Source organism: Halomonas sp. ISL-56 (assembly GCF_018612805.1).
Classification (GTDB): domain Bacteria; phylum Pseudomonadota; class Gammaproteobacteria; order Pseudomonadales; family Halomonadaceae; genus Vreelandella.
This window is the reverse complement of sequence record NZ_JAGGRO010000005.1, coordinates 41,808-67,639: the sequence shown is the minus strand read 5'-3', so window position 1 is coordinate 67,639 and position 25,832 is coordinate 41,808. Positions and strand designations below refer to the sequence as shown.

Genomic DNA, 25,832 nt, shown 5'->3' with positions numbered 1-25,832 from the left:
TCGCAGCTTTAACGTTCAATTGCCTGCTGCGCCTTGCACCATCATGAAAGGTAGGCTGTAATTTGCGCTCCCACTACCAAGGATGGCGCCGTGTTTTTCACGGGGCTCTGGCTACGTGTTTAGTCTGTCGGTGGTTAGCAAACTGGCCCACTTTACTGAATAAGGCATATATGAAAGCAAACGGCTCGTGGCTCGCATGGGGGTTGGTGGTATTGGCTCTGACCTTTTCAAACCTATGCGCGGCGCAAACTCAAGGAGGAGAGAGCGAGGATAGCCGGTGGTTTACGGTTGATTCACTGAATAACGGCCTTGGCGAGGCCCCTGAAGAGGCAGTTCGGGTAACGCCAAGGGAGTCGATCAGGAGTTTTCTGGATCTGACGGGGCAGGAAGAGTATGAGGCTGCTGCGCATATGCTCAACCTTGCCGAATTCTCAGAAGACGAACAGCGCGAGCAGGGTAGCGAACTAGCTCGGCAGTTGGCGGAGATCCTTCAGCGCGGAGAGTGGCTTAGCGTCTCTGATCTACCGGGCCGAGAAGATGCCTTGATTGAAGGCGCTGCAGGCGAAAATCCTCGTGTCGGTGAGACGCGTCGTAATATCGAAGTGTCATCCTTAAAAGTCAATGGTGAAACCTATGATATTCGGCTAGGTCGTTACCGCGTCGGTGAAGAGGAGCCCGTGTGGCTAATCATGCCGATCAGCGTGTCGTACATTCCGGTGCTTTATGAGCAGTACGGCCCCTCGATGCTGGAAAGCTATATCCCTGAGCGTCTCCAGTCATCATTTGGCATCTTGAGGATTTGGGAGTGGCTTGCCATTCCGATTTTTTTGATCTTCGTTGGTGTCGTCGGATGGGGAGTTCATTGCCTGGTTGGTTTAATGTCGAAATGGCTGCCTTCAGGGGTATCAAGTATTTTCGCCAGCCAAATTGGCATGCCTGCCGCGCTGATTGCGATGTCACTGGTCACCCAGATGTTGCTGGATTATGTGGTGTCGTTTTCGGCGGTCGCCACGACCACCTTTCGGGTGCTGTTAATTAGTATTTTGGCCTGGGGCGTCGGCACGATTGCGCTGCGCTTGGTGGATACCATCATGCTGCGTTTGACGCGCCGCATTGTAGGCGAAATTGATGACACTAAACCCAGGGATGAGCGCAGGCTGCTGACATCTCTTTATGCGTTGCGCCGGGCGATTATTCTGATCACCGTGACAGGTGTTTCTATTTATATCCTTGGTCAGGTGCAACTTTTTGAATCTTTAGGTTTATCTATCCTGGCCTCAGCTAGTGTGTTGGCAGTGCTGGTAGGTGTCGCGGGCCAGGCGGTATTGGGCAACATTTTAGCGTCGTTTCAACTGTCGTTTGCCAAGCCCATTCGTATTGGCGATCTGGTGATTTTTGAAGACCAGTGGTGCTATGTAGAAGGCATCTTTTATACCTTCATTCGCTTAAGGACATGGGACGAGCGGCGTTTGATCGTGCCTGTCACGTACTTTACGTCCAAGCCGTTCGAGAACCTGTCGGTCAAGAGCACCAAGATGTACCGATTCCTTGAGCTGACACTGCATTTGAGCGCAGATATTGGCGTATTAAGGGATAAATTTATCGAGTTCGCGAAAGAAGAAGATAGCGTTATCGAGCATCACAAGTTGCTGTGCTATGTGACCGCGCAAACGGGTACAGCGCAAACCGTCTCTTGCTACTTAATGACCTCAGACCCGCTGGCAGGTTGGGCTGCGGAGATGAGCGTGCGCGAGAAGTTACTTGCTTATATCCGTGATAATCATCCCGAGTGGTGGCCTAGGGAGATCGTGGTGATCAGCCACCACGATATTGCCCGAGGTGAGCATGGCAAACGCGCTTCGGGAACGGAGAGTGCTGAGAAAGATTCATCTGAGTAGCAGGCGACTAGGCAGCGGCAAGTGCCGCTGCCTGGGTAGTTAAGCGATAGAATAAACTTGACGAGATACAGGTGAATTAAATAGGCGTGACTATGCACGCACTCGTTTCACAAGTGAAGATGATGTAGGTGTGTGAATAAACAACTTTTTTGCTATGATTGATGAAAATACATCTAGTAGAGGTGCGCCATGCCTGCCCTTGCTCAAACAAAGCCCGCTTCTGAAATGGTGTTAGCTAAAGCGGTGCTACGTGCCGCCGAGCAGTTGGGGTTATCGCAGTCTGATTTAGCAGAAGTGCTTGGCGTACACCGCACCACCATTACGCAGCTTAAGAAAAACCTCAGGCTTGACCCTAATTCTAAACAGGGCGAACTGGCCTTGCTGCTCATTCGTTTGGCTCGGGCGTTGTTTACTCTAACCGGCGGCGATCAAAAATGGATTCAGCACTTTATGCGTACGTCTAACCGTGTCACCGGCGGCATACCGGCGGAGCAGGTGATACGGTTAGAGGGGCTGTTTGCTGTTTTAAGATTCGTGGATGGTATGCGGGGTAAGGTGTGAGTCTATGGGAAGTCTGTGGCGGTGAAAGTTATATCGAGCCTATCACCGGTACCCTCTATCGATTAGTAGAAAGCCAAGAGCAGGTGGCAACGCTTAGCTACGTGGATACCCTTGAAGAGCAGGAGCTTCTTGAAGCTCTGCTTGAAACGGCTAAGCCACCTTATCCCCAGCAAGAGCGAGAGCTGCACTACCTACTGAAAACGCCTTTTCGCTACCCGCCACTCAAATGGGGATCACGCTTTGGCCGAACTTTTGAGCCAAGCATCTTTTATGGTGGCAAAAGCATTGTTACCACATTAGCAGAGTCTGCTTTCTACCGGCTTGTCTTCTGGGGCTCAATGGAAGGGGAGCCTGTGGCGGAGTCACTTCGCTCAGAACACACGCTCTTTTCGGTGGACTATGCCGTTAAATGGGGAGTGAAGTTAAATGCACAACCCTTCATCGAACACCTTGATGTATTAAAGCATCCGGTTGATTACGCCCCGTGTCAGCAATTGGGCAGTGCGATGCGCACGGCGAACCTTGAAGCCTTTGAGTATGCCTCCGCAAGAGATGTTCAGGGTGGTGCGTGCGTGGGCTTGTTTACCCCTGAGGCGTTCAAACAGTATGAGCCAACCGACATGCGCCAATGGCTTTGCGTAACCAATGCTGAACAAGTGTCGTTCAAACGCAAAGATGCACTTGGTGTGCATACCTACTATCTCAATGATTTTCTGTATAACGGCGTGTTGCCGTTTCCTGCTTAGATGACAAGATTGGCACTTGTTGATGATTAACACATTGTTGGTAGAAAGAGTTATGACAAAAAATCGCGAAGGTGTGGTTGCCTAAATGACGTTAAATATCGTGCAGCGCGCACTACCCGGCTGGGGCGTTACTTATGGCCCGCAGGGTAATGGCCCTTTTCCAGCCATCATGCTGCTGCATGGTTCTGAAGGCGCGTGGGCAGGGTGGAGCCACCGGGACGCAATGCTATTCGCAGCGCATGGTTTCTTGGCCTTTCCCTATGGCTACTCAAGCGGCGGTAATGCCTGGAACGCCGGGCATATTATCGATTATCCGCTCGAACGCAGCGCGGAGGCGTTTAAAGCCCTACGAGAATTCCAGTTCGTTGATGAACGAGTAGGGCTTTATGGGCTTTCACGCGGCGCCGAGCACGCGTTATTGCTTGGTTCACTGATGGCAAGAGATAAGATCGAAGGGGCGCCAGATGCTATCGCGGCTCATAGCCCGCCCGATGTGGTGTGCGGTGCCTTTGATGCACGCAGCTTTCGCGATGCGGGTGACCCCGGCTGGCAAGCGTGGGATGTCAGTAAACGCGCTTGGACATGGCAGGGGAGCCATGAAGGCTTATTGCCCACCACACCGATAGCAATTGAGCGCTACCCTGGGCCGCTGTTTCTTTCCCATGGCACCCAAGACCGAATGTGGTCGGTTGAGATGACCAAGCGTCTGGAACAACGCCTGCGCGAGCATGGCCGCTCCCCAGAAGTTCACTACTACGAAGGTGAAGATCATATGCCGAGTAGCTCAGGGCAGAATAAGCACTATGAGCTTTTGCTAGGCTTCTTTTCCAGGAGTTTGATGAAACCTTAAAAAATAACCAGCTAACAGCGTGTTATAAAAACGGCTGGCTACTTTTTATCTAGCCAGCCGTTTTTTTGCTTTTCTGGCCCTAGACTTATGGCCTAACGGCGGTGACTTCGATTTCTACCAGCCAGCCGGGATTGACCAGTGCATCGACGACCATCGCGGAGCGAACGGGTAGATTAGGCTGTTCTTCAGTGCCAAAGAACTGCGTATAACCGGCCATGAAACCTTGGAAGTCGACTGACGCGCCCTCTGGTGCTACCAGAAATGCCTGCATTTTGATGATATCGCCCACGCCTAACCCAAGGTTCTCCAACTGTGCCTCAATGCGTTTCATCACTGTGACTGTCTGTTCCTCGGTTGTTCCGAACGCTTCAACACTGTTTTGATCAGCTTCTTCATTAATGACACTAGGAACCGTGCCGCTGAGATAAACCATTGTCTTATCAGCGGGTACTTCTACTGCTTGAAGTATAGGAAAATCAGAGTTTGGAATAGGGTGGCGAATTATATCTTCAGCTAGTGCATTGCTTGCATAGGCAGAAAGAAGTGTTAGGCCAATAATCGTGCTTTTAAAGCTCATCATGTATTTCCTTTCGGGTGAGTAATGAAAGTAGTCTTTGCTGCTTTACAGTTTGTTCATCGCTGTATTGCTAATGGAAAACCCTAGCGCATACTCTTAACCAGTTCTGCGCTAGCTTGGTTGTCAGCGTAATTGTTGCCAAAGTTGGTGCGGATAAAGTTCACTACTGAGGCAACTTGCTCGTCATCCAGTACACCTCCTAGCGGGGGCATTGCTTTGTGTCCGTGGATAACAAGGCTGATAGGGTATGCGGTCGCCATCAAACTGGAATTGTTAGTAAGCGCTGGATATTTTCCTGCTCCGTTGGCGCCTTGCCCATTGGGCATATGGCAGCCAGCGCAAACGCCTGCATAGATGGAGGCACCATCGGTTTGAGTTAATGTGGCAGGATCGTCAAACCAAGTGCTGGTATCAATGGAGGTCTCCTGCGCGAGGGCCGAAATGGAGAGAGTGAGTGCTATTGATGTGATGAGTGCTTTCATATCGCGAACTCCTCAAGCCTCAGTAATGGTGGTGTGTAGGCGCTCGACCGCATCCAATGCGGAAAGCACAGCCCCTTCCATCCAGGCAGGAAGGTATGAAATATGCTCACCGGCCATTAGCGTTCGTCCGTCCATTGCGGTGGCATCTAGATAATCCGCTTCACGGTCTTGCCACAGGCCATAGCAGCCTAATGTCCATGGGACACGATGCCATGCCACTGAGGCGCCTGTTTTGAACTCGTCGTAATACTGAGGGTGAATCTGGGAACCGTACTCCATTACTTTGGCGATACGGTCTTCGGGAGAGAGGGCGTTAAATTGATAGGCGAAGGCGCCCCATGGGTAAGCGGCCAGCAAGACAGCAGGGCCCTCGCTAAACATATTGTAGGGCGGGTAAGAAATTAGCGTAATGGGTAGATTGGTATAGCTAATGCCGCCATAGATATGCTCATCCTCTTCCCAAAAGCGTCTTTTAAACTCAATGCCAGCTTTGAAAGCCGAGGCATAAGGCATTGAATCAATGATTTCGCTCATACGCGGAGAGAAGTCGTGGTCGATTTGGCTGAGCACCGAAAAAGGAATGGTGCAGATGCAGTAATCGGCGGTTTCTATTTGTTCACTACCGCTACCATCAGTTGAAACCCAAGCAGCGTTGACTTGATCGCCTTCATGGCTAATGCGGGTAACTTTTGCGTTATAGGTAATCAGTTCGCCAACCTGTGCTTCAAACCCTTTCGCAATCATGTCCATTCCACCCACCGGCTGGAAAATGGTGGACTGCATGTGTAAGTTGTCGCCAGCGGTAAGGTTACGCCATAACGTTGAGTTCAGTATTTCTGACAGTGAATTGATCTGGGACGGCGTCGGCTTCCCGTCTACACCGCCCCCTTCATGGTGCGCCCAGCCCCGAAAGGCGGAAGACTCAGAGCCAGTCACATACTCAAATCCGTCGTTTAGTGCGCCATAACGTTTCAGTGCAGCCAAAAGTTTTTCAGCATCTTCGGCGGTAACTTCCTGATCTAATCCTTTTTGATCAACGACTTTGGCAAGTAGCTCTGCCACGTGTCCTCTAAAATCAGTGGCTACTTCCTTAAAGCGTTGAGGCTTACCATCAAAGGCCTCAGAGTCGTGTAAGTAGGCGTTGTAGTTGACTTGGATAAATGGCTCTAGCTTTACTCCGAAGCGCTTGCAGTAATCCAATACGGCAAAGTGATCAGAGGGGATCCGCCATGGGCCGGGATTTAGGTAGTTGCCTTCTGCAAAGTCGATATGCTGGGTAAATCCGCCTAACTCGGTGTAGCTGTCTCCTCCACGTAGTGTCCAACAACGGCCACCAGCTTTATCTCGGTATTCAAGGACTTTTACATTGTAGCCCGCATTGCGCAGCTCAAAAGCTGCCGTCATGCCCGCTAAACCAGCCCCTAAAATTAAGATATTGGTGTTATCGGGAGCTCCCTCAAGGTTTAAACGCCCCCGCCAATTGGATGGGGAGGCAAAGCCCATTGTACTCATTGCGGAATACATGGCTGCTGCACCGGCCACCGCGCCCACCATGCCCAAAAAAGATCGACGCGTCACACCTTCTGGATTGAATGACATTGCTACCTCGCTATTAAGTCAAAGGCAGGCAAGTAGAGTCCTTTCAGAAGCGCGATGTCGTCCTACTGCAGCAGGCGCTGTGGTGAACGAATTTGCAGGGCTCTAATTATCTGGCCTATATACGAAACATTTGAACGTATGCAGGTGATGTGCCAAATTAAATTAACCCTTTGTTTTGATTATATAAGTGAAAGTTTATACATGCTTTTAAGTCAATAAGAACTGGTAGAAACATTCAACCTAGTGCACGTTTCTAGGGAATATCTCCGCTTTGGTGCGAAAAGAAGTTTGTATTGGTAAGTAGATGCCTGCCTTTGATTGGTGTTGTATGTGGCGTTACTCTCCAGCACTTTTCTGCCCACCCCAAAAGCCCCTCTCGGTAGCCAAGAGGCGTGCTGGATTCTGAGCTGTGTTATTGCGAGGAGCGAGTGCTGTACAGCGAATAGTGAAGCGTTGCTGTACAGCACTAGTTGGTGCTTTTTTATTGCTTCAGCTCTTCCTCTATCAGTTCTTGAGCCAAACGTTTCGCCCCTGCGAAATCTGCTTTCCCAGAGCCTAGATGAGGAATGGTTTCCACCATAAACCAGTGGCTGGGGACCATCATGGATGATGTACCGTTGGCGAGCATCGCGGTCTTAACGGTTTTGGCATCCAGCGCTGTTTCTGACAGCAGCACAATGCGCTCGCCTTTGCGGCTATCGGGAAGGCTAACCGCCATCAGCGCCGTATCTGTATCTTCCAGAGCCGCTTTAACCGCGGCCTCAACCGCGCTGAGGCTGATCATTTCGCCACCGATCTTGGCAAAGCGGGCGTAACGGTCAATTAGGGTCAAAAAGCCATCTTCGTCGATAAAGCCTTTATCTCCTGTGATGTACCAGCGGTGGTCATCGGCTTCATGGAGTGCTTTGGCCGTACGCTTGGCGTCGTTCAGGTAGCCTTGCATGATCTGCGGGCCGCTGATCAATATCATGCCCGCCTCGCCAGTGGGCAACTCTTCAAAACTCTCCGGGTCGACGATTTTGAAGCTGGTGCCGGGCAGCGGCATACCCACGGTGCCTGGCTTGCTGCCACGCTGCACCTGTTGATAGTGAACGCCCATGGCATCGGGAAGGTTGACCGAAGCGACGGGGGCAATTTCAGTGGCGCCGTAGCCTTCATATATGGGTTTGTGGAATTTCAGCGCAAAGCTGGTGCGTACGTTGTCATCGAGTTTTTCCGCCCCGGCAACCACTACTCGCAGGCTTTCCAGCATTAGCGGGTGCACTTTTGAGCTGCGTACGAACAGCCTTAAAAAGCTGGAGGTGCCAAACATGATAGTGGCCTTGTGCTTGGCAATAGCGCCCGCGATGCCAGGGGCATCGGTGGGGTCGGGGTGGCATACCAGCGGTAGCCCTTCAATCAGCGGCAGTAACTGGGTGACGGTAAGGCCAAAGGCGTGAAACAGCGGCAGGGAGCCCATTACCACGTCGTTGCTCTGAGTGTTAAGCACGTCAGAGGTCTGTTTGATATTGGCCATCAGGTTGCGGTGGCTGAGCATCACGCCCTTGGGCTCGCCTTCGCTCCCGCTTGAGAACAGAATCGCCGCCGTGGCGTCGGTATCATGGTTGCGGCAGAAGCAGCGCTGCAGTAGCCAAGTCGGCAATATGCGCACCGCAAGCCAAGTGCTCAAACGCTCGGCGTGGCCAATCGTGGTTTGCAGGTCTTCTAAAAAAACCACCTGCTTCCCGCTCAGTAGCTGGTTAACGTCGAGACCACGCTGCTCAAGCTTTTTCACAAAGCGCTGTGAGGTGAACACGGTGGTAATTTCAGCCTGGGAAAGGGCAGAAGAGAGCGCCGCTTGGTCGGCGGTGTAATTAAGATTTACCAGCGTCTTACCCGCCAGCAGCGTGGCCATATTGGCGATAACCCCGCCACTGCTAGTCGGCAGCAGTAGGCCAACGTTCTGCCCTGGGTTGAGCTTGCGAACACGTTTTGCCAATAGCAGGCTGGCGGTGAGTGCCTGGCTTGCGTTGAGGGGGCGGCCCAGGGTATCTGCCAGGGCAAGGTCGCTAGGGCGGCGCTTAACACTTTGAATCCAGGCATCTGGCAGGGTGGGTAGCTCGTCCATGGCCCGCTGCCAGGAACGGGTAGCCTGCTCAAAGATGCGCCGTTTCAGTACATCAGCGGGGGTATCTTTGGGCAGCGGCTTGCCAAAGGCGACCACAACCGAGCGGTGCAGCGGCGCGTTGCGCAGCTCTTTTAACTTGCTGGACGAGCGGGAGAACTGGCTGCCCCACAGACCGCGCAGGTAGAAAGGTACGATTTTTACATCGGGGTTGGCCATTTCACAGGCGCGCTCATAGCCGCGGCGAAACTCACCCAGCTGGCCCGTGCGGCTAATCGCCCCTTCAGGAAACAGGCACACCACCTCGCCTGCGTTGAGCTGTTCCGCCACATCGGCCAGCGCCTGTTCGGCACCGCTGCCGCGCTCGATGGGAATACAGCCGAGTGCTTTGAAGAACCAGCGCAGGTACCAGCGCTGATAAACCGATCTGAGCATCACAAAACGCACGGGGCGGGGGCTGGCAATCTGCACCATGGCCCAATCAACCCAACTGATATGGTTGCCCAATAGCAGCACGCCGCCCTGGGCGGGCAGGTTTTGCAAGCCATGAACGTTGACGCGGTAGCGGCGTGTCAGCAGGAAGCTCAACAGAAAGCGCACCAGACTTTGCGGCAGCTTAACAATGGTGTAGCCGCCGCCTACCATCGCCACCGTGGCAATCAGTAACAGCAAATAATGACTATCTACACCCGCTAAAGCGAACAGCGCCGTGAGCACCAAGAAGCCCAACATGGCGATGTTTTGAATCCAGTTGTTGGCAGCCAGCACGGTACCTAACTCGTTGTCGGCGGCGTGAAACTGAATTAGCGCGTTAAGCGGTACGATAAACAGCCCACCCATCATGCCGATAAACACAAAGTTCAGCGCTTGGCCAACAGGCGTGGTTAACAGCGGCAGACACCATAGCCCCACGGCTACCCCGACAGCGCCGACAGGGATCAAGCCTGTCTCTATGCGGTTATGTGAAAACTTGCTGGCCAGCATGGAACCCAGTGCAATCCCGATACCGCTAGCCGCCAGAATGCCTTGCAGCACCAGGGTGTTATCGATACGTAAAGCCTCTTTGGCATAGGCAGGAAAGGCAGCGAGAAGCACTTGGCCCACCGACCAGAAGGTGGCCAGGCCGATAATGGAGAGCCTGATGACCGGCTGGCGGGCGATAATCTTCAGATTATCTTTCAGGGCTGTGCCCTTAATGTAGCGCTGCCAGGTGAGCGGAGTATCAGGGCGCGTGGTGTTATCCAGCGGCAGACGATAAAGCGTTGCCACCTGAATAGCGCTGTTAAGCACCAGTAGCCAGCCCAGTGGTGCTATCTGGCGCAACAGCTGCGCTGGGGTTTGATCGCTAGGTGTTATCCAGGTTTCAAACAGGGCGGTAAACGCCACGGTGCCTGCCAGAATGGCGCCAATGGTGACGGCCTGGATCAACCCGTTGGCTTCTGCCAGGCGCGGCTTGCCGAACAATCCTTTTACCAGGCCGTATTTAGCCGGTGAGTAGAAGGCCGACTGAATAGCCAGCAGCAGCGTCATCGCGAACGCTAGCCAAAACCAGCCCTGATAATAAGCAGCCGTAATGCCCAGAGAAACCGCCACCGCTGCCCAGGCAGAGATGCGTAAAACGCGCACCTTGGGGTAGCTGTCTGCCACGTGGCCCGCCGGGCTAAACAGTAAAATAAATGGCAGCAGGATAAGCCCGTTAACCAGTGCGGTAAGTACGACCTGGGTTTCGCCATCGTAACTTTTGAAAATCGTGTTCTGAATGACAATCTTGTGCCCCAAATCCACAAAGGCATTGAGAAAGATGGCGATCAGATAGGGCCAAGCGCCCTTTAAGTGCAGCAGTCGATGCATGGTTGTGTAGCCTTATAAATCCCCGTAAGTGGTAGTACTTTCTCTATGAGGCTTACTTGTTGCAACCAATTTGAACAAAGTTGTGATATGAGTGCCAGTTGGTAGCATTATGCGATACTTTTATGTGTAATGCCTTCCGTGCCCCCTAATGAGGTTTTTATGTCTCAAGCCGACTCTCTGATTGAAACGCTAAAACGCCAGCTGCGCGCTCAGGGTAAAACCTACGCCGATGTTGCCCGGTGGTTAGCGCTGAGCGAGGCCTCGGTGAAGCGCCTGTTCGCTGAAAAGCACTTTACGCTGGCGCGGCTGGAGTGCATCTGCGATCAGCTCAACCTTGAGTTCGCAGAGCTGGTGCAGGCCATGCAGGCAGGGGAGCAGCGCCTCCAGGAACTGACTCAGGCCCAGGAGCAAAGTATCGTCGATGACCGCGAGCTGTTCCTGGTAGCCGTGTGCGTTATCAATGGCTATAGCTTCGACGAAATTCATCGCCAGTACCAGCTAAGTGAACCGGAGTGTACCCGGCAGTTACTCAAGCTTGAGCGGCTTCAGTTGATTGAGCTACTCCCCGGCAACCGCATCAGGCGGCGGGTAGCCGCTAATTTTCGCTGGCGGGCGGACGGGCCGATCCAGCGTTTTTTTCAGCAGCATATCGCCAACGAGTTTTTCCGCTCCCGTTTTGATAGCGACAGCGAAAAGCTGATGGTACTCAATGGCCTGTTATCCCCCGCGGGTAATGCCGAATGGCAGCAGACCATGCAGCGTCTTGCTAAAGAGTTCCACTCCCTGTGTGAACGAGAAAGTGGGCTGCCTATTCACCAGCGGTTTGGCACCACGTCAGTGCTGGCGGTAAGGCAGTGGCAGTATGGGCTGTTTCAGGATTACAAACGAGAAGCCGAGGCAAAGCTCTAAAGCGTTGCGCCACGAAAGCGAGCGGCTTCTTGCTCGAGCCACTCGATGAAGCGTGCCACCGCCGGTGGTGTTACGCCTTCACAAGGCAGAATCAGTTCATAGGCAAATGGTGAGGCTAGCGGGTAGTGCTCCGCAAAGGGGCGTACCAACACCCCGCTAGCGAGCCGATCGGCCACCAATGGGTAGCTGGCCAGTACCACGCCCTGCACGGCCATAGCCTGGTCGAGCGCCAAACTGTAGAGCGAGTATTGGCGCTGGTGGGGGATCTTCTTGATTGCGACCCCAGCGTTTTTAAACCAGTCGTGCCAGTTTGGGATCGGGTGACCCGCATGGCTGCACCAGTCCACGGTGAGCAGTGTCTGGGCCAGCAAGTTGGCGGGCGTGTGGATATTTTCCTGCGCTAACAGGGTGGGCGAGCAAACAGGAAAGAGGGTGTCTTCAAACAGACGCTGGCTGGTGACGCCGGGCCAGGGCCCCTGGCCGTAGCGTAACGATAAGCGGGCCCTGTTGGGCATCCATAACGGCGGCGTCAAGCGGGCCTCGGCATCCAGGGAAATTTCTATTTGCCGCTCATTGGCTTCAAAACCGGGTAAGCGGGGGAGTAGCCAAAGCTGTAGGAAAGAAGGTGGCGCACTTAGTAGCAAACGAAAAGCATCCTCGGAGCGCTCGGTGACGTTCTGCACGCCGCTGGCGATACGCAAAAGACCTGCTTGCACATCTTCAGCAAGCCCCCTGCCTGCTTCGGTCGCACACACGCCATTGGCATGTCGTTCGAATAGCACCACGCCCAAGTGATCTTCTAGCTGTTTCACCTGTCGGCTAACGGCGCCAGGGGTCACTCCTAAACGATGGGCGGCGGTTTTGAAGCTATTTTCTCGCACCGCTTCGGCAAACGCGCGCAGCGCATTCAGCGGTAGCCTTTCAATTCGCATAGCATGTCTCATAGCATGACTTTTCCTAAGCCTAGGCCCGATAAGTAATCGTTTGTATGGCGTTTCGCTTCCTGCTGCAATGAGCGCCTTGATGTTATAGGAGCTCACCATGAATAATCAAAGGATAGCCTCAAATGCCCATGCTGCCAGCATGCTAGGGCGTACGCAGCGAAAGTCTGTGGATGCGACGGCTGCATCGCTAATGCTACTGTTTTGTCTGGTGCTAGGGTTTCAGCAGGTGGCGATTAAAGGCGTGGCTGAGGATATCTCACCTGTGGTGCAGATCGCTCTGCGCTCCGCTATCGCCGGTTGTCTGGTGGGGTTGCTCGCCTATTGGCGCGGCATTCGCTGGGCGGATGTGGGGCACCACTGGGGCCCTGGGTTACTGGTTGGCCTGGGCTTTGCTGCCGAGTTCGCTTTTGTCGCTTGGGGGCTGACCTACACGCTGGCATCGCATATGTCGGTCTTTCTCTATACTGCGCCTATTTTCGCAGCGCTTGGGCTACATCTCTGGGTGCCGGGGGAGCAGCTCTCCACTCGCCAGTGGTGGGGCGTTGGCTTGGCCTTTCTGGGCATGGTGATTGCCATGGCGCCGAGCGGTGCTTACAGCATCGATATTCTCATCGGGGATGCGCTGGGTTTGCTGGCTGGGTTCTCTTGGGCGGCGACGACGGTGGTGATCCGCAAGACATCGCTGTCTGAGGCCCCTGCAGAGCTCACCCTGAGCTATCAACTAAGTGTGACGGCACTGCTGCTACTGCCAGTGGCGGCGCTGTCGGGTCAGTTAGTGAGCGCGCAGTTTACTTCCCTGGCGGTTGCTAGCCTCGCTTTTCAGGCGCTGATTATTTCATTTGCCGCGCTGATGCTGTGGTTCACGCTGCTTCGCCGCTATCGCGCGTCCCAGTTGGGCGTGTTCTCTTTTCTAGGCCCACTTTTCGGCGTCCTTTTTGGTACCCTATTGCTTAATGAGCCGCTAAGCATCAATTTTCTGATCGGCGGCGGGGTTATTTTGGTCGGTATTGTCCTGGTGACGCGCTGAATGGCCAGCGCGCCGTAGCACTTCCAACCCTTCCACAATGGTTACAGAAACAGCTATGAGCATCACTCCTTTCCAGGCGCTGGCCTGCCCATTAGATGGCAAGCCGTTAGCTCACTCGGGCAGCGCTTGGCGCTGCCCTGAGGGGCACAGCTTTGATATCGCCAAGCAGGGCTACGTTAACTTGCTGCCGGTGCAGCAAAAGCGCTCCCATGATCCGGGTGATAGCAAGGCAATGGTGGCTGCTCGCCAGCGCTTTCTTGACGCTGGGCACTATCAGCCCATTGCGGATGCGGTCAGTCATGCCGTGTTGGGCCATGCTGAGGTTCAATCGCTAAGCAGTGAGCCGTTTAGCTGCCTGGATGCGGGCTGTGGGGAAGGTTACTACCTTCGCCAATTAGCTGACGCTGCGGCTAACGAGCGGTCACTTTTGCTGATGGGGTTGGATATCTCTAAATGGGCAGTGCTGGCTGCTGCCAAACAAGATGCAAAGCACTCTCCGCTAAGCAGTTGGGTGGTGGGTAGCAATGCGCACTTGCCGGTGCAAACAGGAACGCTGGATAGCGTGCTGTGCATGTTTGGCTTTCCTGTGACTAGCGAGTTTGCTCGTGTGCTAAAAACGGGCGGCGTGCTGCTGCAAGTAGAGGCGGGGCCTGATCACCTGCGCGAGCTGCGGGAAATTATCTATCCCACATTAAAACCCGAACGTTCGAATGAGGTGGGAGTGCCGGAAGGCTTTTCCAGCCATAGCAGCGAGAGAGTAAGCTACTCGTTAACACTGAAGGGAAGCGAAGAAATTGCCGATCTGTTGGCGATGACGCCGCATCTTTACCGGGCCAGCGCCGAAGGGCGTGCTCGCGCGGCGTCGCTTGAGATGCTGGCAGTGACGGTAGATGTTCGGGTAGTGCAGTGGCTGAGGGTTTGAAGCCTCTGCTTTATATTCCAAACGCAGCATACTCCAAACGCAACAAGGCCCGCATAAGCGGGCCTTGTTATCCGAACCTCGAAAGGTTCGAGCAAACTGCTAACAATAAATGTTAGGAGATTTGCTTGATGTTTGAAGCTTGAAGACCTTTCTTACCCTGGGTAACGTCAAAAGAAACGTTAGCACCTTCTTGCAGGGTTTTGAAGCCGTCTGCTTGAATCTCAGAGAAATGTGCAAACAGGTCATCGCCGCCGTCAGAAGGAGCAATAAAACCGAAGCCTTTAGTATCGTTGAACCACTTAACTGTGCCAGTAGACATAATAAAATCCTTTCGCGCAAAGCGCTTAGTAAAGTTCCTGGTATCACCCAGATTAATAGCGGATAAAACAAGGAATACAATTACAGTCTTGCCGAAAGATCTCGTACATGTCTATCTCGTACATTTCTAAATCTTTTTCGTACACTTCTGAAACCATGCTTGCTTGCTAACCAACTGACGCTACAGTGTCATGGATCGTAGCGTGTGTCAAAGCCTTTCTGGATTATCTTACCTATGGGGTCAGTGAAAGACGCTATTACCAGCCCATTTTCAATACACTTTCGGTGAGGCCTTTGAAAGCTACCTGCTTTACCACTTGCTAGATATCGCTGTGCCACACTAATAGAGTGGTAGGTACTAGAGTGGTAGGTACTATTAGACCTACCAATTTCCTCAAATCTTTAGGGACTTAAATGACAAGTATCTGGAAGGCCTATTCACAGGCGTCATTGATTTTACGCGTCACTATCGCGCTAGTGCTGGGGGTTGTGGTTGGCCTTGTCGGTGGTGAGGCAGTGGCTGCTTGGTTGGCGCCGTTAGGGGATTTGCTTCTGCGACTACTTACATTTCTGATTGTGCCTATCGTGCTATTCACACTGATGGTCGGGGTGAACCAGTCCCGCGAGGGCAGTGCCGGTCGCGTCGGCGGTAAGGTGTTCATTTATTACCTGGCCTCTTCGGCGCTGGCGATCATGGTGGGCTTGGCTGTTGCCACGCTGTTTAGCCCCGGCAGTGGTATGTCCTTGGACGAGAGTGCCAGCTTCTCGGTGCCCGAGAATCCAGGCGTTGTGGATACGCTGCTGAATATCGTGCCGGATAATATTATTGGTGCGTTTGCCGAACTCAATATGCTGGGCATTATTTTCACGGCGCTGGTGTTTGGTATTGCGCTGCTAAAAATGCGTCAGTCGGAGCGTCAGCATGCCATGGGGGAACGGCTTTATGGCGTGATTGAGGCGCTCAACGAGGTCACGCTAAAAGTGATGTCAGGGGTGCTGCACTATGTGCCTATCGGGGTGTTTGCGATTGTCGCTGAAACGGTGAGTCAGCAGGGATTGGAAACGCTGCTCTCTTTGGGCGATATGGTGGTTGTACTGTATATCGCTCTAGCAACCCAGTTGCTGATTTATTGCGGCATCATGCGACTGTTTGGCGTGAAGCTGCGCACCTTTTTCCGCGAGGCCCGTACGCCGATGGCCACTGCGTTTGCCACCCAAAGTAGCTCGGGTACATTACCGCTCACTATTAATGCTGCCCACCGCTTAGGGATCCCCAAAAGCATCTATGGCTTCAGCCTGCCGTTAGGGGCTACTTTAAATATGGATGGGGCAGCGATTCGTATCGCTATCTCGGCGGTATTTGCGGCCAATGTGATTGGCGCGCCGTTGGATTTCATTAGCATGGTGCAGATCGTGCTAATTGGCACGCTGGTATCGGTAGGTACGGCAGGGGTGCCAGGGGCCGGTATTATCATGATTGCCACTGTGTTTGCCCAAGTGGGGCTGCCCATCGAGACGGTTGCGCTGCTGGCTGCGATTGATGCGCTGGTGGGAATGGGCGCTACCGCGTTAAATGTGACAGGCGACTTGGTCGGCACCTCAGTCATTGCTCGAAGCGAAGGTGAGCAGTTACAGGAAGTGCCCGAAAGCGACACGCCAGAAGCAGTAAAAGGCTAATCAGCGCAGGTCGTTGAGTAAAGTCGTTGAGGCAGTTGTTGAGACAGTCACTAATCCAGCGGAGAACCTACAATGGATAATCGAGAGCTTGGATATTTGACCCGTGCCGTTGAGCTAGCCGAAGAGGCCCTTAACGCGGGGGATGAACCTTTTGGCAGCGTGCTGGTAAGTGCCGAAGGGGATGTCTTGGCAGAAGACCGTAATCGCATTGCCGGTGGGGATTCAACTCAGCACCCTGAGTTCTTCCTGGCGCGCTGGGCGGCGCAGCATATGACGCCAGAGGCGCGAGCAAAGGCAACCGTTTATACATCGGGTGAGCACTGCCCTATGTGCGCCGCTGCCCATGGCTGGGTAGGGCTTGGGCGAATTGTCTACGTCAGTTCATCTCAACAGCTGAGTCGCTGGCTTGACGATTTAGGTGTGTCCCCATCGCCAGTCGCGATTCTGCCTATTCAGCAGGTGGTGCCTGGGCTCAAGGTGGAAGGCCCGATAGCGGAGCTGGATGAGCGCGTTCACGCGTTGCATAAGCGGCGCCATGCCCGCTTGTCGTAATGACATAAAAAAGCCGCCCAAGTGTTAGCTTGGGCGGCTTCGTCTTTACGCTACGTGGCTCTCAATAACCGGCTATTAAAACCAGGCTGTTAAAACCTAATGTTTCAATATTACATAAAACGCATGAATGATGCCCGGTACGAAGCCAAATAGCGTTAGAATAATGTTCAGCCAGAAATGCCCTTTAAAACCGACCTCAAAAAAAACGCCGAGTGGGGGAAGTATTACGGCAAAAATCATCTTGATTGGATCAGTCGCTGTAAACGCCATGAAGCCTCCTTTGCTTTCATTGGTGTAACTTGTACAAGTGTAGGCACGATCTATCTATTTATCCATGCCTTGGCGAATCCTCTGTGACTAGCCGAGTAGACATTCGTTCAACTCCGCCATTTATTTCCGCTCTATGCTGTTTGGAAGGAATCCCGTGTTCAAAGCATCGTTAAAAAAAGCGTCGTTAAAAAAAGTACCGTTAAAAGTAACTACCACGTCTTTTTGCTTATTAAGCTGCCTGGGCGCAAGCCCAAGCTGGGCGCAAGAGAGTCCGACCGATAGCAATAACTTGGCCACGCTGGAAGTGACGGCGCCTCGGCTATCGCGGGAGCTTTACGCTACGCCCGCTGCGGTTTCAACGCTTGACCACGAAGCGATTGCTCAGGGGCAGCAGCGTACACGGCTGGATGAGGCGTTAGTACGCGTGCCAGGGGTGTTTTTGCAAAATCGCGATAACTTTGCCCAAGGCCAGCGAATCTCCATTCGCGGCTTTGGCGCCCGGGCGCCGTTTGGGGTGCGCGGGATTACTGTGATGGTGGATGGTATTCCCTATACGCTGCCGGACGGCCAGGCGCAGCTGGATGCCATTGATCTGGACAGCGCAGAGCGCATTGAAGTGATCCGTGGGCCCTCTTCGGTGCTCTACGGTAACGCGGCGGGTGGGGTGATTGATGTCACCACCGCCGATGGGCGTGATAACCCTGGCTCGAGTGTGCGCACCGAAGTGGGCAGCGATGGCTACCGCAAGGCGGTTGTGCAAACAGGGGGCGCTCAGGGGGATTGGTCGCACCATGTGAGTTTTTCGGCGCTCAATGTGGATGGCTATCGGGAGCAAAGCTCCACAGAGAAGTACCTGCTGAATGCCAAGCTGCGCCGCGAGCTAGGCAGCGACCGGGCGTTAACCGCGATCATCAATCTGCTCGACAACCCGCGCTCCGAAGATCCCGGCGCGCTGAACGCGCGTGAAGTGGCGAGTGGCCGTGATCAAGCCGCACCTAATTCGCTGGCGCTAGACGCAGGGCAGAATGTCGATCAGCAGTTGCTTGGCTTACAGTACGAAGATTTGTCCGCTGGCTCTGGCGAGCTTTATCTCAAAGGCTTTATCGCCCAGCGTGATTTTGAGCAGCAACTGCCCTACGTGGGCGATAGCCGCATCGGCTACCAGCGCGACTACCTGGGCGCGAGCGCTGAGTATCACCATGAAGTCAGCCTGGGTAGCCTGCCGTTAAGCTATATCACCGGTGTTGATGTGGCCCGCCAGGACGATGAGCGCTTCCGCAACGATGTAAACGGCCAAGGCGTTATCGGCGAGCAGGTGGCGGAAGAGACGCAGACTGCGACCTCGGCGGGAGTGTTTGCCCAGGGCGATCTGGCGCTCACCGAGCAAGTGACGCTTTCGCTTGGCGCACGGTTTGACCGAGTAGAGCTGGAGGTAGATGACCGCTATCAGGACGATGGTGATCAAAGCGGCGAGCAAACCTTCAACGAATGGAGCGGCTCGGCGGGGCTTAGCTATCGTTACCGCCCGCAGCATCAGGCTTATATCAATACCGGTACCGCTTTTGAAACGCCGACGTTCTCAGAGTTTGCTAACCCCGCGGGCGGCGGCTTTAACCCATCGGTGTCACCGCAAAAAGCCTGGAACCGTGAGGTGGGTCTGCGGGGTTATGTAGAGCCGCTGGCGATGGATTACGATTTAGCGCTGTTTTCAGTACGCGTACGCGATGAGCTGGTGCCTTATGATGACGGCGGCCGCACTTTCTATCAAAACGCAGGCGACACCGACCGTGACGGCATTGAGCTGGCGCTGGGTTGGCAGGTGGCCAGCCAGTGGCGGCTAAATAGCGCCCTGACGCTAGCCCGTTATGAGTTTGATCAGTTCGCCACCCCCACTGAAAGCTTCGCTGGTAACCGTATTCCCGGCCTGCCCGAGCAAACCTGGGTCAACCAGCTAACCTGGCAAGGCCTTGATGAGCGCTTTGCCACGCTGGAAACCCAGTATGTGGGCGATTTGGTGGCGGACAACGCTAACGAGACAGAGGTGGATAGCTACTGGCTGGTGAACCTGCGGGTGGGGGATGGTTGGCAGTTGGGTAGCGATACACGGCTAAATGCTTACGTAGGTGTGCGCAATCTGTTTGATGAAGAGCACTACGCCAACGTGCGCTTGAACGGCACCTTTGGACGTTTCTACGAACCTGCTCCTGGGCGCAGTGTGTATGGCGGGCTAGAGGTGCGTTTCTAAGAGGTAAGTTTCTAAGAGATACGTTTCAAAAAAGTGCTCTTTTAAAAGAGAAGTTTTAAAGGCTTTGTAAATAAAAACGGGCGGCGCTCATTGATGAGGCCGCCCGTTCTCGTTGGCGATTGTCCTTACGCGTCGCTAAGCTAACCGATCACTCCGGTAGCGCGTAGCCAATTACATAATCGCCCATCTTGGTACCAAAGGTACCGTGGCCCCCCGCCGTGACGACCACGTACTGTCGGCCATCTTGGCCTGTATAGGTCATCGGGGTAGCTTGGCCACCTGCCGGTAGGCGCGCTTTATACAGCTCCTCGCCGGTGGTGATGTCGTATCCGCGCAGGTACTGATCCAGCGTGCCGCTCAAGAATGACACACCGCCAGCGGTGGTTAATGGGCCGCCTAGCGCAGGAACACCGACGTTCAAACCAATCGGCAGGTCAAACGGCATGCTGTCCCGCGTGGTGCCATTGCGGTGTTTCCATACCACTTCATTGCTTTGCAAGTCGATGCCCGCAACGTCACCCCAGGAAGGCGCTTGGCAGGGTAGGCCGAGTACTGATAGCAGCGGGCCTAATTTAACGGCATAGGGCGCGCCTGCATTAATTTGCAGCCCTTGTTCACTGGCAGAGCCTTCAGCCTCTTCGACTTCTTCGCGGGGCACCAGCGTGGAAACGAAGGCCAAATATTTAGCCCCGGTAAACAGCGCTTGGCGTTCAGGATCCACCGCAACGCCGCCCCAGTTCATTACCCCCACGTTACCTGGATAAACGATGCTGCCTTCCAGCGAAGGCGGTGTGTATTGGCCTTCGTAGCGCAAAGAATTGAACTGAATGCGGCACATCATCTGGTCAAACGGTGAAGCACCCCACATATCGCGCTCGGTGAGCGGCGATGGCAGCAGGTTAAGCGCTGAGCGCGGCTGCGTTTCGGCCGTCCAGTCGCCTTCTACGGCGCCCTGCGGAACCGGTACTTCTTCGATGGGTACAATCGGTTCGCCGGTTTCGCGGTTCAATACATACAGGCTGCCCTGTTTGGTCGGCTGAATAACCGCGGGCTGGGTGCCCTCATTAGTCGCCAAATCAATTAGCACGGGCTGTGCCGGTGTATCCATATCCCATAGGTCGTGGTGCACAAACTGATAAACCCACGCCACCTGACCGTCATCGACGTTAAGTGCTACCAGGCCTGCGCTATAAGTTTCGTCGTTCTCGGTGCGGTTGGCGCCATATTGGTCAGGCGTAGCGTTACCCATGGGCAGGTATACGAGGCCCAGTTCTTCATCAACGCTGATTGGTGCCCATACGTTGGGGGAGTTGCGCGTGTAGGTTTCACCTTCTGGTAGCGGGTCGGTGTTATCGGGATTGCCGCTATCCCAGTTCCATACCAGCTCACCGGTATGCACATCAAAGGCACGGATAACGCCGGACGGCTCGTCGGTGGAGCTATTGTCGGTGACGTGCCCACCTAGAATAACCAGGTTCTCAGTGACCGTGGGCGGAGAGGTGGAGTAGTAACCGCCTGGAGAAAATTCACCGATGTTGTTAGTGAGATCAATTTCGCCGTTATCGCCAAAGCTGGCGCACCGCTCACCCGTGTCAGCATTCAGTGCAATCAAACGCGCATCCGCCGTCGGCAGGTAGAGCCTGCGTGGGCACATAACGTCGGTTTCACTGAGCATTGGCTGTGGGGTGCCGTTTTCTTCTTCAGCCCCAAACATCAGTGACAAGAAGGAGAGATCCAGGCTGAAAATGTCGTTGCTATCGAAGATATCAAAAGAGAGCGCTGTAGCACTGTTCGGGGTAGCGTCACTGTTCGTCTCTTCTGTGCTATCGGTCGCAGCGTCGCTAGTATCAGTAGAATAGTTAGCGGCGTCATAGTAGGCGAGGCCGCGGCAGGTCATATGCGCCCAGCCGGAAAAGTCATCTGCCCCCATGGTGCTGATTTCGGGGTCAAACGCCCACAGGGTTTCGCCTGTTTCAGGAGACAGCGCCATCGCCCGGCTGTGAGACGTACAGATATACAAACTGTCGTTCACTTTTAGCGGGGTATTCTGATTGGTGATTTCCGGGGGCGCGTTGGGGCCCGCTTTGTCACCGGTTTGAATGCGCCATACCTCTTCAAGCTCGCCGATGTTGTCCGGGGTAATTTGATCAAGGGAAGAGTAGTGGGTGCCCGCATTGGTACCGCCATAGGCGGGCCAGTCATCGTCCGCCACTTGGGCAGGGTTAACGCTATCGGCCGTTGATGAGCGGTTAGTTGCCAGCGACCCTTCGATAGCGCCGGGGTCGTTAAACTGACTGGCAATGGCCACGATAACCGCGGCAGCAATGCTACCAACAAGCGCCAGGCTGCCGCCTTTTGAGTGCAGCGGCTTACGCCACCAGGGCAGAAGCAGCAGAATGCCAATCAAGCAGAGAATGGCGACGCGAGGCACTAACTGCCACCAGTCGAGGCCAACCTCCCACAATGCCCACACCAAAGTGGCGAAAAGTATCAGCGCGTAGAGCCACAGCGCGGCGCCGCGACGCAGAGCAAATAAAACGCCGCAGGCAATAATACTAAGTCCGGCAATTAAGTAGTAGGCGCTGCCGCCTACGCTGACGAGCTTGCTGCCGCCAAGAGCGAGCGCCAAGCCGACAATAAGTAGTAACAGGCCAGCGACAATCGCTGGCCCTTTACCGTGATCGCGCGTGCTTTCTTCCATGAGATGTCCCCTTGTAACAATGTACCAACAACGCGCTCTAACCCATCGACAGCGCCGATGGGTTAAAACACACATTTCTTAAAGGCAATTTTAATTATCAATTCGCTATTGGTCTAACGTTTTGATAATTTTTTCTTAGTTGAAGCCCTGGCCGAAGCGCAACGCGTGCTGCGGCCAGGGTGCAATAAGGGTGGGATAGAGATGAGCGGAACGCTACAGTTTGACCAGCATTTTACCGGTGTTGCCGCCATCAAACAGGGCGAGGAAGGCGTCGGGCGTGCTTTCTAAGCCCTCTTTCACGGTCTCTTTATAATCCAGTTTACCTTCCGCTACCTGGGGAGCCACTTCGTTTAGGAAATAGGAGTAGCTCGCCCAGTGATCGGTGACGATAAAGCCCTGCATTTTGGCTTTGCGCATAATTAGCTGAGCAAGATTACGAGGGCCAGGAGCAGGTTCTTTGGCATTGTAACCATCAATCATGCCGCACACGGCAATCCGAGCGCCTTCATTAAGCTGGCTAAGTGCCGCTTCAAGACAAATGCCGCCGACATTTTCGAAATAGACGTCGATACCGTTGGGGCTGGCGAGTTTAATGGCATCGCCAAGCTCGTGAGCGTCTCTATCTTGGTAGCTGACCGGCTCGACGCCCAATGACTCCAGCCATGCGAGCTTATGAGCGGCGCCCGCAATACCCACCACATGACAGCCCTTCGCTTTAGCCAATTGGACGGCTAACGAGCCAACTGCGCCGCTGGCCGCGCTGACTAAAACATTGTCGCCAGGCTTACATTCGGCAATCAGGTTGAGGCCAGTCCAGGCGGTCATGCCAGGCATGCCCAGCACACCCAGGTAGGCCTGCTCGGGAACGTCGAGATCGGGTAACTTGGTGACGCTCTGTGCGGGAAGTTGGGCAACATCCCGCCAGCCGCCCATATGGCTGACTTTGTCGCCCACTTTCAGGCTTGAATCATTGGACTCGATCACCTCACCAATGGCGCCACCTTCCATCGGTTTGCCGAGTTCAAACGGCTCCACGTAAGTGCGAATACCGCTCATGCGACCACGCATGTAGGGGTCGACGGAAAGCCAGTGATTACGAATGCGCACTTCACCCTCGGCTAGATCGGGTAGGGTTTGTGTTTCCAGCTTGAATAGTGCGCGGTCGGGTAGGCCGTTGGGGTAATCGGTAAGCGTATAAAATTGTGACTGCATAAGTGCCTCCTGCAAATAGCGTGTTGAACTCCTTGCAGCATAGAGACACTTAGCCTGCTTGCAAGTTCGTTAATGTATCGGGAAGTAAGTCACATGAGGTAAGCCGCATAAGAAAACAGGGCGAACCATCGCTGGTCGCCCTGTCTGTTTGCTGTCTTGTGTTAATGGTGCTTTGTGTGCTGTCACATTGATTAGGCTAAGGGGTATCACACAACAATCAAGGATGTGTTATCCGTTAATCCAACAGCGTTACCATCACTGGAGCTGTACCGCGGCGAATCATGCCAAGCTTCGCAGCCGCGCGTTTAGATAAATCAATAATGCGTCCTTGAATAAAGGGGCCGCGGTCATTGATCAGTACTTCTACCTCTTGCCCCGTGTCCGGGCGTGTCACCAACACCTTCGTGCCAAATGGCAAACTCGGATGTGCGGCGGTCAATGCCTGCTGGTCAAAGGGCTCTCCGCTGGCAGTGGTCGCGCCTTGAAAGCGGTCACTGTAAAAGGAGGCAACGCCTTCCTGCGTTTCTGTCTCATGTGCAAAAGCACTGTTGGCAGCACTGCTTACTACTACTGCTGCCAAGCAAATCGTTCGGATCAGTCTTTTTTGGGCTCCCATAGGAGTACCTCGGTTTTGCGTGTTGCGAATCCCGCACTCTTGATGAGGTGCCTGATAGGCCTGTCGATACTACCCTTGTCGCAACGAGTCAGCAAGCTTTGAGAAGATCGATGCAGATAGGTTCAATTTCAAGATTTTTTAATCTCTACTTATGTGGCCTTGGGTTTCAGTGACTTATCAGCCTAGGTATGAAACGCATAGAGAAAGATTCTTGTGCAATGCAGCATTTTTCATTAAACGCTCACTTTAATTGAGTAAGCATCTTATAATCAAAAGTGCTTATCTAATTAATGATTGTCATTGCGACTCAACAAGGAACCGCTCATGGCTAAATCCTCTTCGTTTGCGTTTGTATTGGTGGCGGTTGGTGGCGCCGCCGTTGGTTTTCTCGCCGCTCAAATTATTCCCTTGCCAGGGCAAACCGCCGATGAAGTGCCTGCCGAAAGCGCTGAGATCACCGATCAGCCGCCGGTTGCCGAGGCTATTGTTGGCCTTGAAAAGCTCACCCTTGATGAGCGCCTGCGTGGCGAAATAACCTCGGCCAGCGAATTGAACGGTAACGATGGTAGCCGCTTTATGCGCTATGCCATTTCACTGGAAGAGGATGAGATTGTTGAGGTTTCTCTCAACGGAGCCCTGCAGGGCGTTGTGGCGCTTTATGATGACCAGCTACAGCTGCTTGATAATGCCCCTGTCGTGCGCCACCGTATTGAGGAGAGCGGTGACTATGTGGTGGTGGTTAGCGGTGTCGATGCCCATAGCTATGGCCCGTTTACCGTTGTCAGCCGCACCGTTGAGTTGACGGATGCCGACACGGTGGCCGTGGGCGAGCCAATCGACAGCTGGTTGCAAGGCGATGCCCGTGAAATCACCCTGAATATAGAAGAAGCGGGTCTTTACCAGTTGGAAATGCGCTCTGACGACTTCGACGCCTACCTGGAGATTAAAGGGCCGAATGGTTACGCTCGTGAAGACGACGACAGTGCTGGTGATTTAGACGCGCGCATTGCCGATTTCCTGGAGCCGGGTGAATACACTCTGACAGCACGCAGCGCCTACGGTGATGGCAATGGCGTTTATACGCTCTCAGTCGCGCCTCACGAGTTGCCGGGTAATGGTGAGCTGCGTAATGATGGAGCGCTAACCCCAGATGATTCTCTCAACGGTTGGTACAGTGGTCAGGATCTTAGCTACCAAGTAGAGGTAGAAGAAGCGGGTATGTACCAGATAGAAATGCGCTCCAGCGACATCGATTCTTACCTGGTGCTTGAGGGGCCTAACGGTTACTACCGCGAAGATGATGACAGTGCCGGTAATCTGGATGCCAGCATCGCTGATTTCCTTGCCCCCGGTGAATATCAGTTAACGGCACGCACTGCCTATGGCGAGAGTAGTGGGATGTTTACGCTCTCCATGGAACCGCGGGATATGCCCGATGTGGATCTGCGTAATGAAGGCATGCTTACCCCTGGTGAATCGCTCAACGGTTGGTACAGCGGTGAACCGCTGACGTACCAGTTGGAGGTGACTGAGAGCTCGCTAGTGACGTTGGAAATGCGCTCTGCTGATTTTGATACCTTTATAGAGATCAGTGGCCAAGGTTTTGTCGCCAGCGATGACGATGGCGCGGGCGGTACTGACTCACGGCTTCAGGAGCCCTTGCTGCCCGGCACTTACACGGTCAGCGCTCGGGGCTTTAGCGCTACCGGTAGCGGCTTATTCGAACTAAGCCTTGAGATGGAACCGACGAATATTCCCCCAGAGCTTTGAT

At 53.9% G+C, this 25,832-nt stretch carries 21 protein-coding genes; 11 read left to right on the top strand and 10 right to left on the bottom strand.

What is annotated here, in order from left to right; all coding sequences use genetic code 11:
* Positions 1-170 precede the first annotated feature (170 nt).
* From J7J49_RS03865 to J7J49_RS03850, 4 genes are all read left to right on the top strand, one after another.
* Complete coding sequence (locus J7J49_RS03865) at positions 171-1,898, top strand: mechanosensitive ion channel family protein (protein WP_215090334.1); 1,728 nt, start codon at positions 171-173, stop codon at positions 1,896-1,898.
* A gap of 189 nt (positions 1,899-2,087) precedes the next feature.
* Positions 2,088-2,459 (top strand): antitoxin Xre-like helix-turn-helix domain-containing protein, encoded by a 372-nt coding sequence (locus J7J49_RS03860; RefSeq protein WP_251048129.1) that lies wholly within the window; start codon positions 2,088-2,090, stop codon positions 2,457-2,459.
* The gene (locus tag J7J49_RS03855) at positions 2,456-3,205 is read left to right on the top strand and encodes an RES family NAD+ phosphorylase (RefSeq protein WP_064236126.1); all 750 of its coding nucleotides are present in this window, start codon (positions 2,456-2,458) and stop codon (positions 3,203-3,205) included. Before J7J49_RS03860 ends, J7J49_RS03855 begins: the two co-directional genes overlap by 4 nt.
* Before the next feature lie 85 nt (positions 3,206-3,290).
* Positions 3,291-4,055 carry an alpha/beta hydrolase family protein gene (locus J7J49_RS03850; protein WP_064236127.1) on the top strand — a complete coding sequence of 255 codons (765 nt, stop codon included), beginning with the start codon at positions 3,291-3,293 and terminating at the stop codon, positions 4,053-4,055.
* An 85-nt stretch (positions 4,056-4,140) separates the two neighbouring features.
* Here the strand turns inward: J7J49_RS03850 and J7J49_RS03845 are convergent, their stop codons facing one another.
* The 4 genes from J7J49_RS03845 to J7J49_RS03830 all read right to left on the bottom strand — a co-directional run bounded on the left by J7J49_RS03845 (position 4,141) and on the right by J7J49_RS03830 (position 10,668).
* Positions 4,141-4,632, bottom strand: a complete 492-nt coding sequence (locus J7J49_RS03845) for a RidA family protein (protein WP_215090333.1) — start codon at positions 4,630-4,632, stop codon at positions 4,141-4,143.
* A gap of 83 nt (positions 4,633-4,715) precedes the next feature.
* Positions 4,716-5,114, bottom strand: coding sequence for a c-type cytochrome (locus J7J49_RS03840; RefSeq protein WP_215090332.1), 399 nt, complete (start codon positions 5,112-5,114; stop codon positions 4,716-4,718).
* Between the two features lie 12 nt (positions 5,115-5,126).
* Positions 5,127-6,713: a flavin monoamine oxidase family protein gene (locus tag J7J49_RS03835; protein WP_215090330.1), complete on the bottom strand. Its 1,587-nt coding sequence runs from the start codon at positions 6,711-6,713 to the stop codon at positions 5,127-5,129.
* 481 nt (positions 6,714-7,194) lie between these two features.
* Entirely contained in the window at positions 7,195-10,668 is a 3,474-nt protein-coding gene (locus J7J49_RS03830; protein WP_215090329.1) for an acyl-[ACP]--phospholipid O-acyltransferase, read from the bottom strand.
* 159 nt (positions 10,669-10,827) lie between these two features.
* Between J7J49_RS03830 and J7J49_RS03825 the strand changes: the two genes are divergently transcribed.
* On the top strand, positions 10,828-11,577 hold the full coding sequence (locus J7J49_RS03825; RefSeq protein WP_215090327.1) for a helix-turn-helix domain-containing protein: 750 nt from the start codon (positions 10,828-10,830) through the stop codon (positions 11,575-11,577).
* On the opposite strand, the gene J7J49_RS03820 is transcribed toward J7J49_RS03825, so the two are convergent.
* Positions 11,574-12,509 carry a LysR family transcriptional regulator gene (locus J7J49_RS03820; RefSeq protein WP_215090325.1) on the bottom strand — a complete coding sequence of 312 codons (936 nt, stop codon included), beginning with the start codon at positions 12,507-12,509 and terminating at the stop codon, positions 11,574-11,576. The genes J7J49_RS03825 and J7J49_RS03820 overlap by 4 nt on opposite strands.
* A gap of 109 nt (positions 12,510-12,618) precedes the next feature.
* Here J7J49_RS03820 and J7J49_RS03815 point away from each other — a divergent pair, with 109 nt between their 5' ends.
* Complete coding sequence (locus J7J49_RS03815; RefSeq protein ID WP_215090323.1) at positions 12,619-13,548, top strand: DMT family transporter; 930 nt, start codon at positions 12,619-12,621, stop codon at positions 13,546-13,548.
* Positions 13,549-13,603: 55 nt separating this feature from the next.
* The gene (locus tag J7J49_RS03810) at positions 13,604-14,470 is read left to right on the top strand and encodes a putative RNA methyltransferase (RefSeq protein ID WP_215090321.1); all 867 of its coding nucleotides are present in this window, start codon (positions 13,604-13,606) and stop codon (positions 14,468-14,470) included.
* Positions 14,471-14,582: 112 nt separating this feature from the next.
* Here J7J49_RS03810 and J7J49_RS03805 read toward each other — a convergent pair whose 3' ends face one another.
* Positions 14,583-14,789 (bottom strand): cold-shock protein, encoded by a 207-nt coding sequence (locus J7J49_RS03805; RefSeq protein ID WP_007111402.1) that lies wholly within the window; start codon positions 14,787-14,789, stop codon positions 14,583-14,585.
* A 413-nt stretch (positions 14,790-15,202) separates the two neighbouring features.
* On the opposite strand from J7J49_RS03805, the gene J7J49_RS03800 reads away from it, so the two are divergent.
* Both J7J49_RS03800 and J7J49_RS03795 read left to right on the top strand, forming a co-directional pair.
* On the top strand, positions 15,203-16,465 hold the full coding sequence (locus tag J7J49_RS03800) for a dicarboxylate/amino acid:cation symporter (protein ID WP_215090319.1): 1,263 nt from the start codon (positions 15,203-15,205) through the stop codon (positions 16,463-16,465).
* Positions 16,466-16,537: 72 nt separating this feature from the next.
* Positions 16,538-17,017, top strand: a complete 480-nt coding sequence (locus tag J7J49_RS03795) for a nucleoside deaminase (RefSeq protein ID WP_064236135.1) — start codon at positions 16,538-16,540, stop codon at positions 17,015-17,017.
* A gap of 96 nt (positions 17,018-17,113) precedes the next feature.
* On the opposite strand, the gene J7J49_RS03790 is transcribed toward J7J49_RS03795, so the two are convergent.
* Positions 17,114-17,287: a YqaE/Pmp3 family membrane protein gene (locus J7J49_RS03790; RefSeq protein WP_009722289.1), complete on the bottom strand. Its 174-nt coding sequence runs from the start codon at positions 17,285-17,287 to the stop codon at positions 17,114-17,116.
* A 154-nt stretch (positions 17,288-17,441) separates the two neighbouring features.
* On the opposite strand from J7J49_RS03790, the gene J7J49_RS03785 reads away from it, so the two are divergent.
* A complete protein-coding gene (locus J7J49_RS03785) occupies positions 17,442-19,532 on the top strand; it encodes a TonB-dependent receptor family protein (protein ID WP_353048331.1) in 2,091 nt (696 codons plus the stop codon).
* 148 nt (positions 19,533-19,680) lie between these two features.
* Here the strand turns inward: J7J49_RS03785 and J7J49_RS03780 are convergent, their stop codons facing one another.
* From J7J49_RS03780 to J7J49_RS03770, 3 genes are all read right to left on the bottom strand, one after another.
* Positions 19,681-22,233, bottom strand: coding sequence for a glucose/quinate/shikimate family membrane-bound PQQ-dependent dehydrogenase (locus tag J7J49_RS03780; RefSeq protein WP_064236136.1), 2,553 nt, complete (start codon positions 22,231-22,233; stop codon positions 19,681-19,683).
* Positions 22,234-22,446: 213 nt separating this feature from the next.
* Complete coding sequence (locus tag J7J49_RS03775; protein ID WP_064236137.1) at positions 22,447-23,445, bottom strand: NADP-dependent oxidoreductase; 999 nt, start codon at positions 23,443-23,445, stop codon at positions 22,447-22,449.
* 235 nt (positions 23,446-23,680) lie between these two features.
* On the bottom strand, positions 23,681-24,061 hold the full coding sequence (locus J7J49_RS03770; protein ID WP_064236138.1) for a septal ring lytic transglycosylase RlpA family protein: 381 nt from the start codon (positions 24,059-24,061) through the stop codon (positions 23,681-23,683).
* Between the two features lie 324 nt (positions 24,062-24,385).
* Here J7J49_RS03770 and J7J49_RS03765 point away from each other — a divergent pair, with 324 nt between their 5' ends.
* Entirely contained in the window at positions 24,386-25,831 is a 1,446-nt protein-coding gene (locus J7J49_RS03765) for a hypothetical protein (protein WP_064236139.1), read from the top strand.
* The last annotated feature ends 1 nt before the right edge of the window (position 25,832 follow it).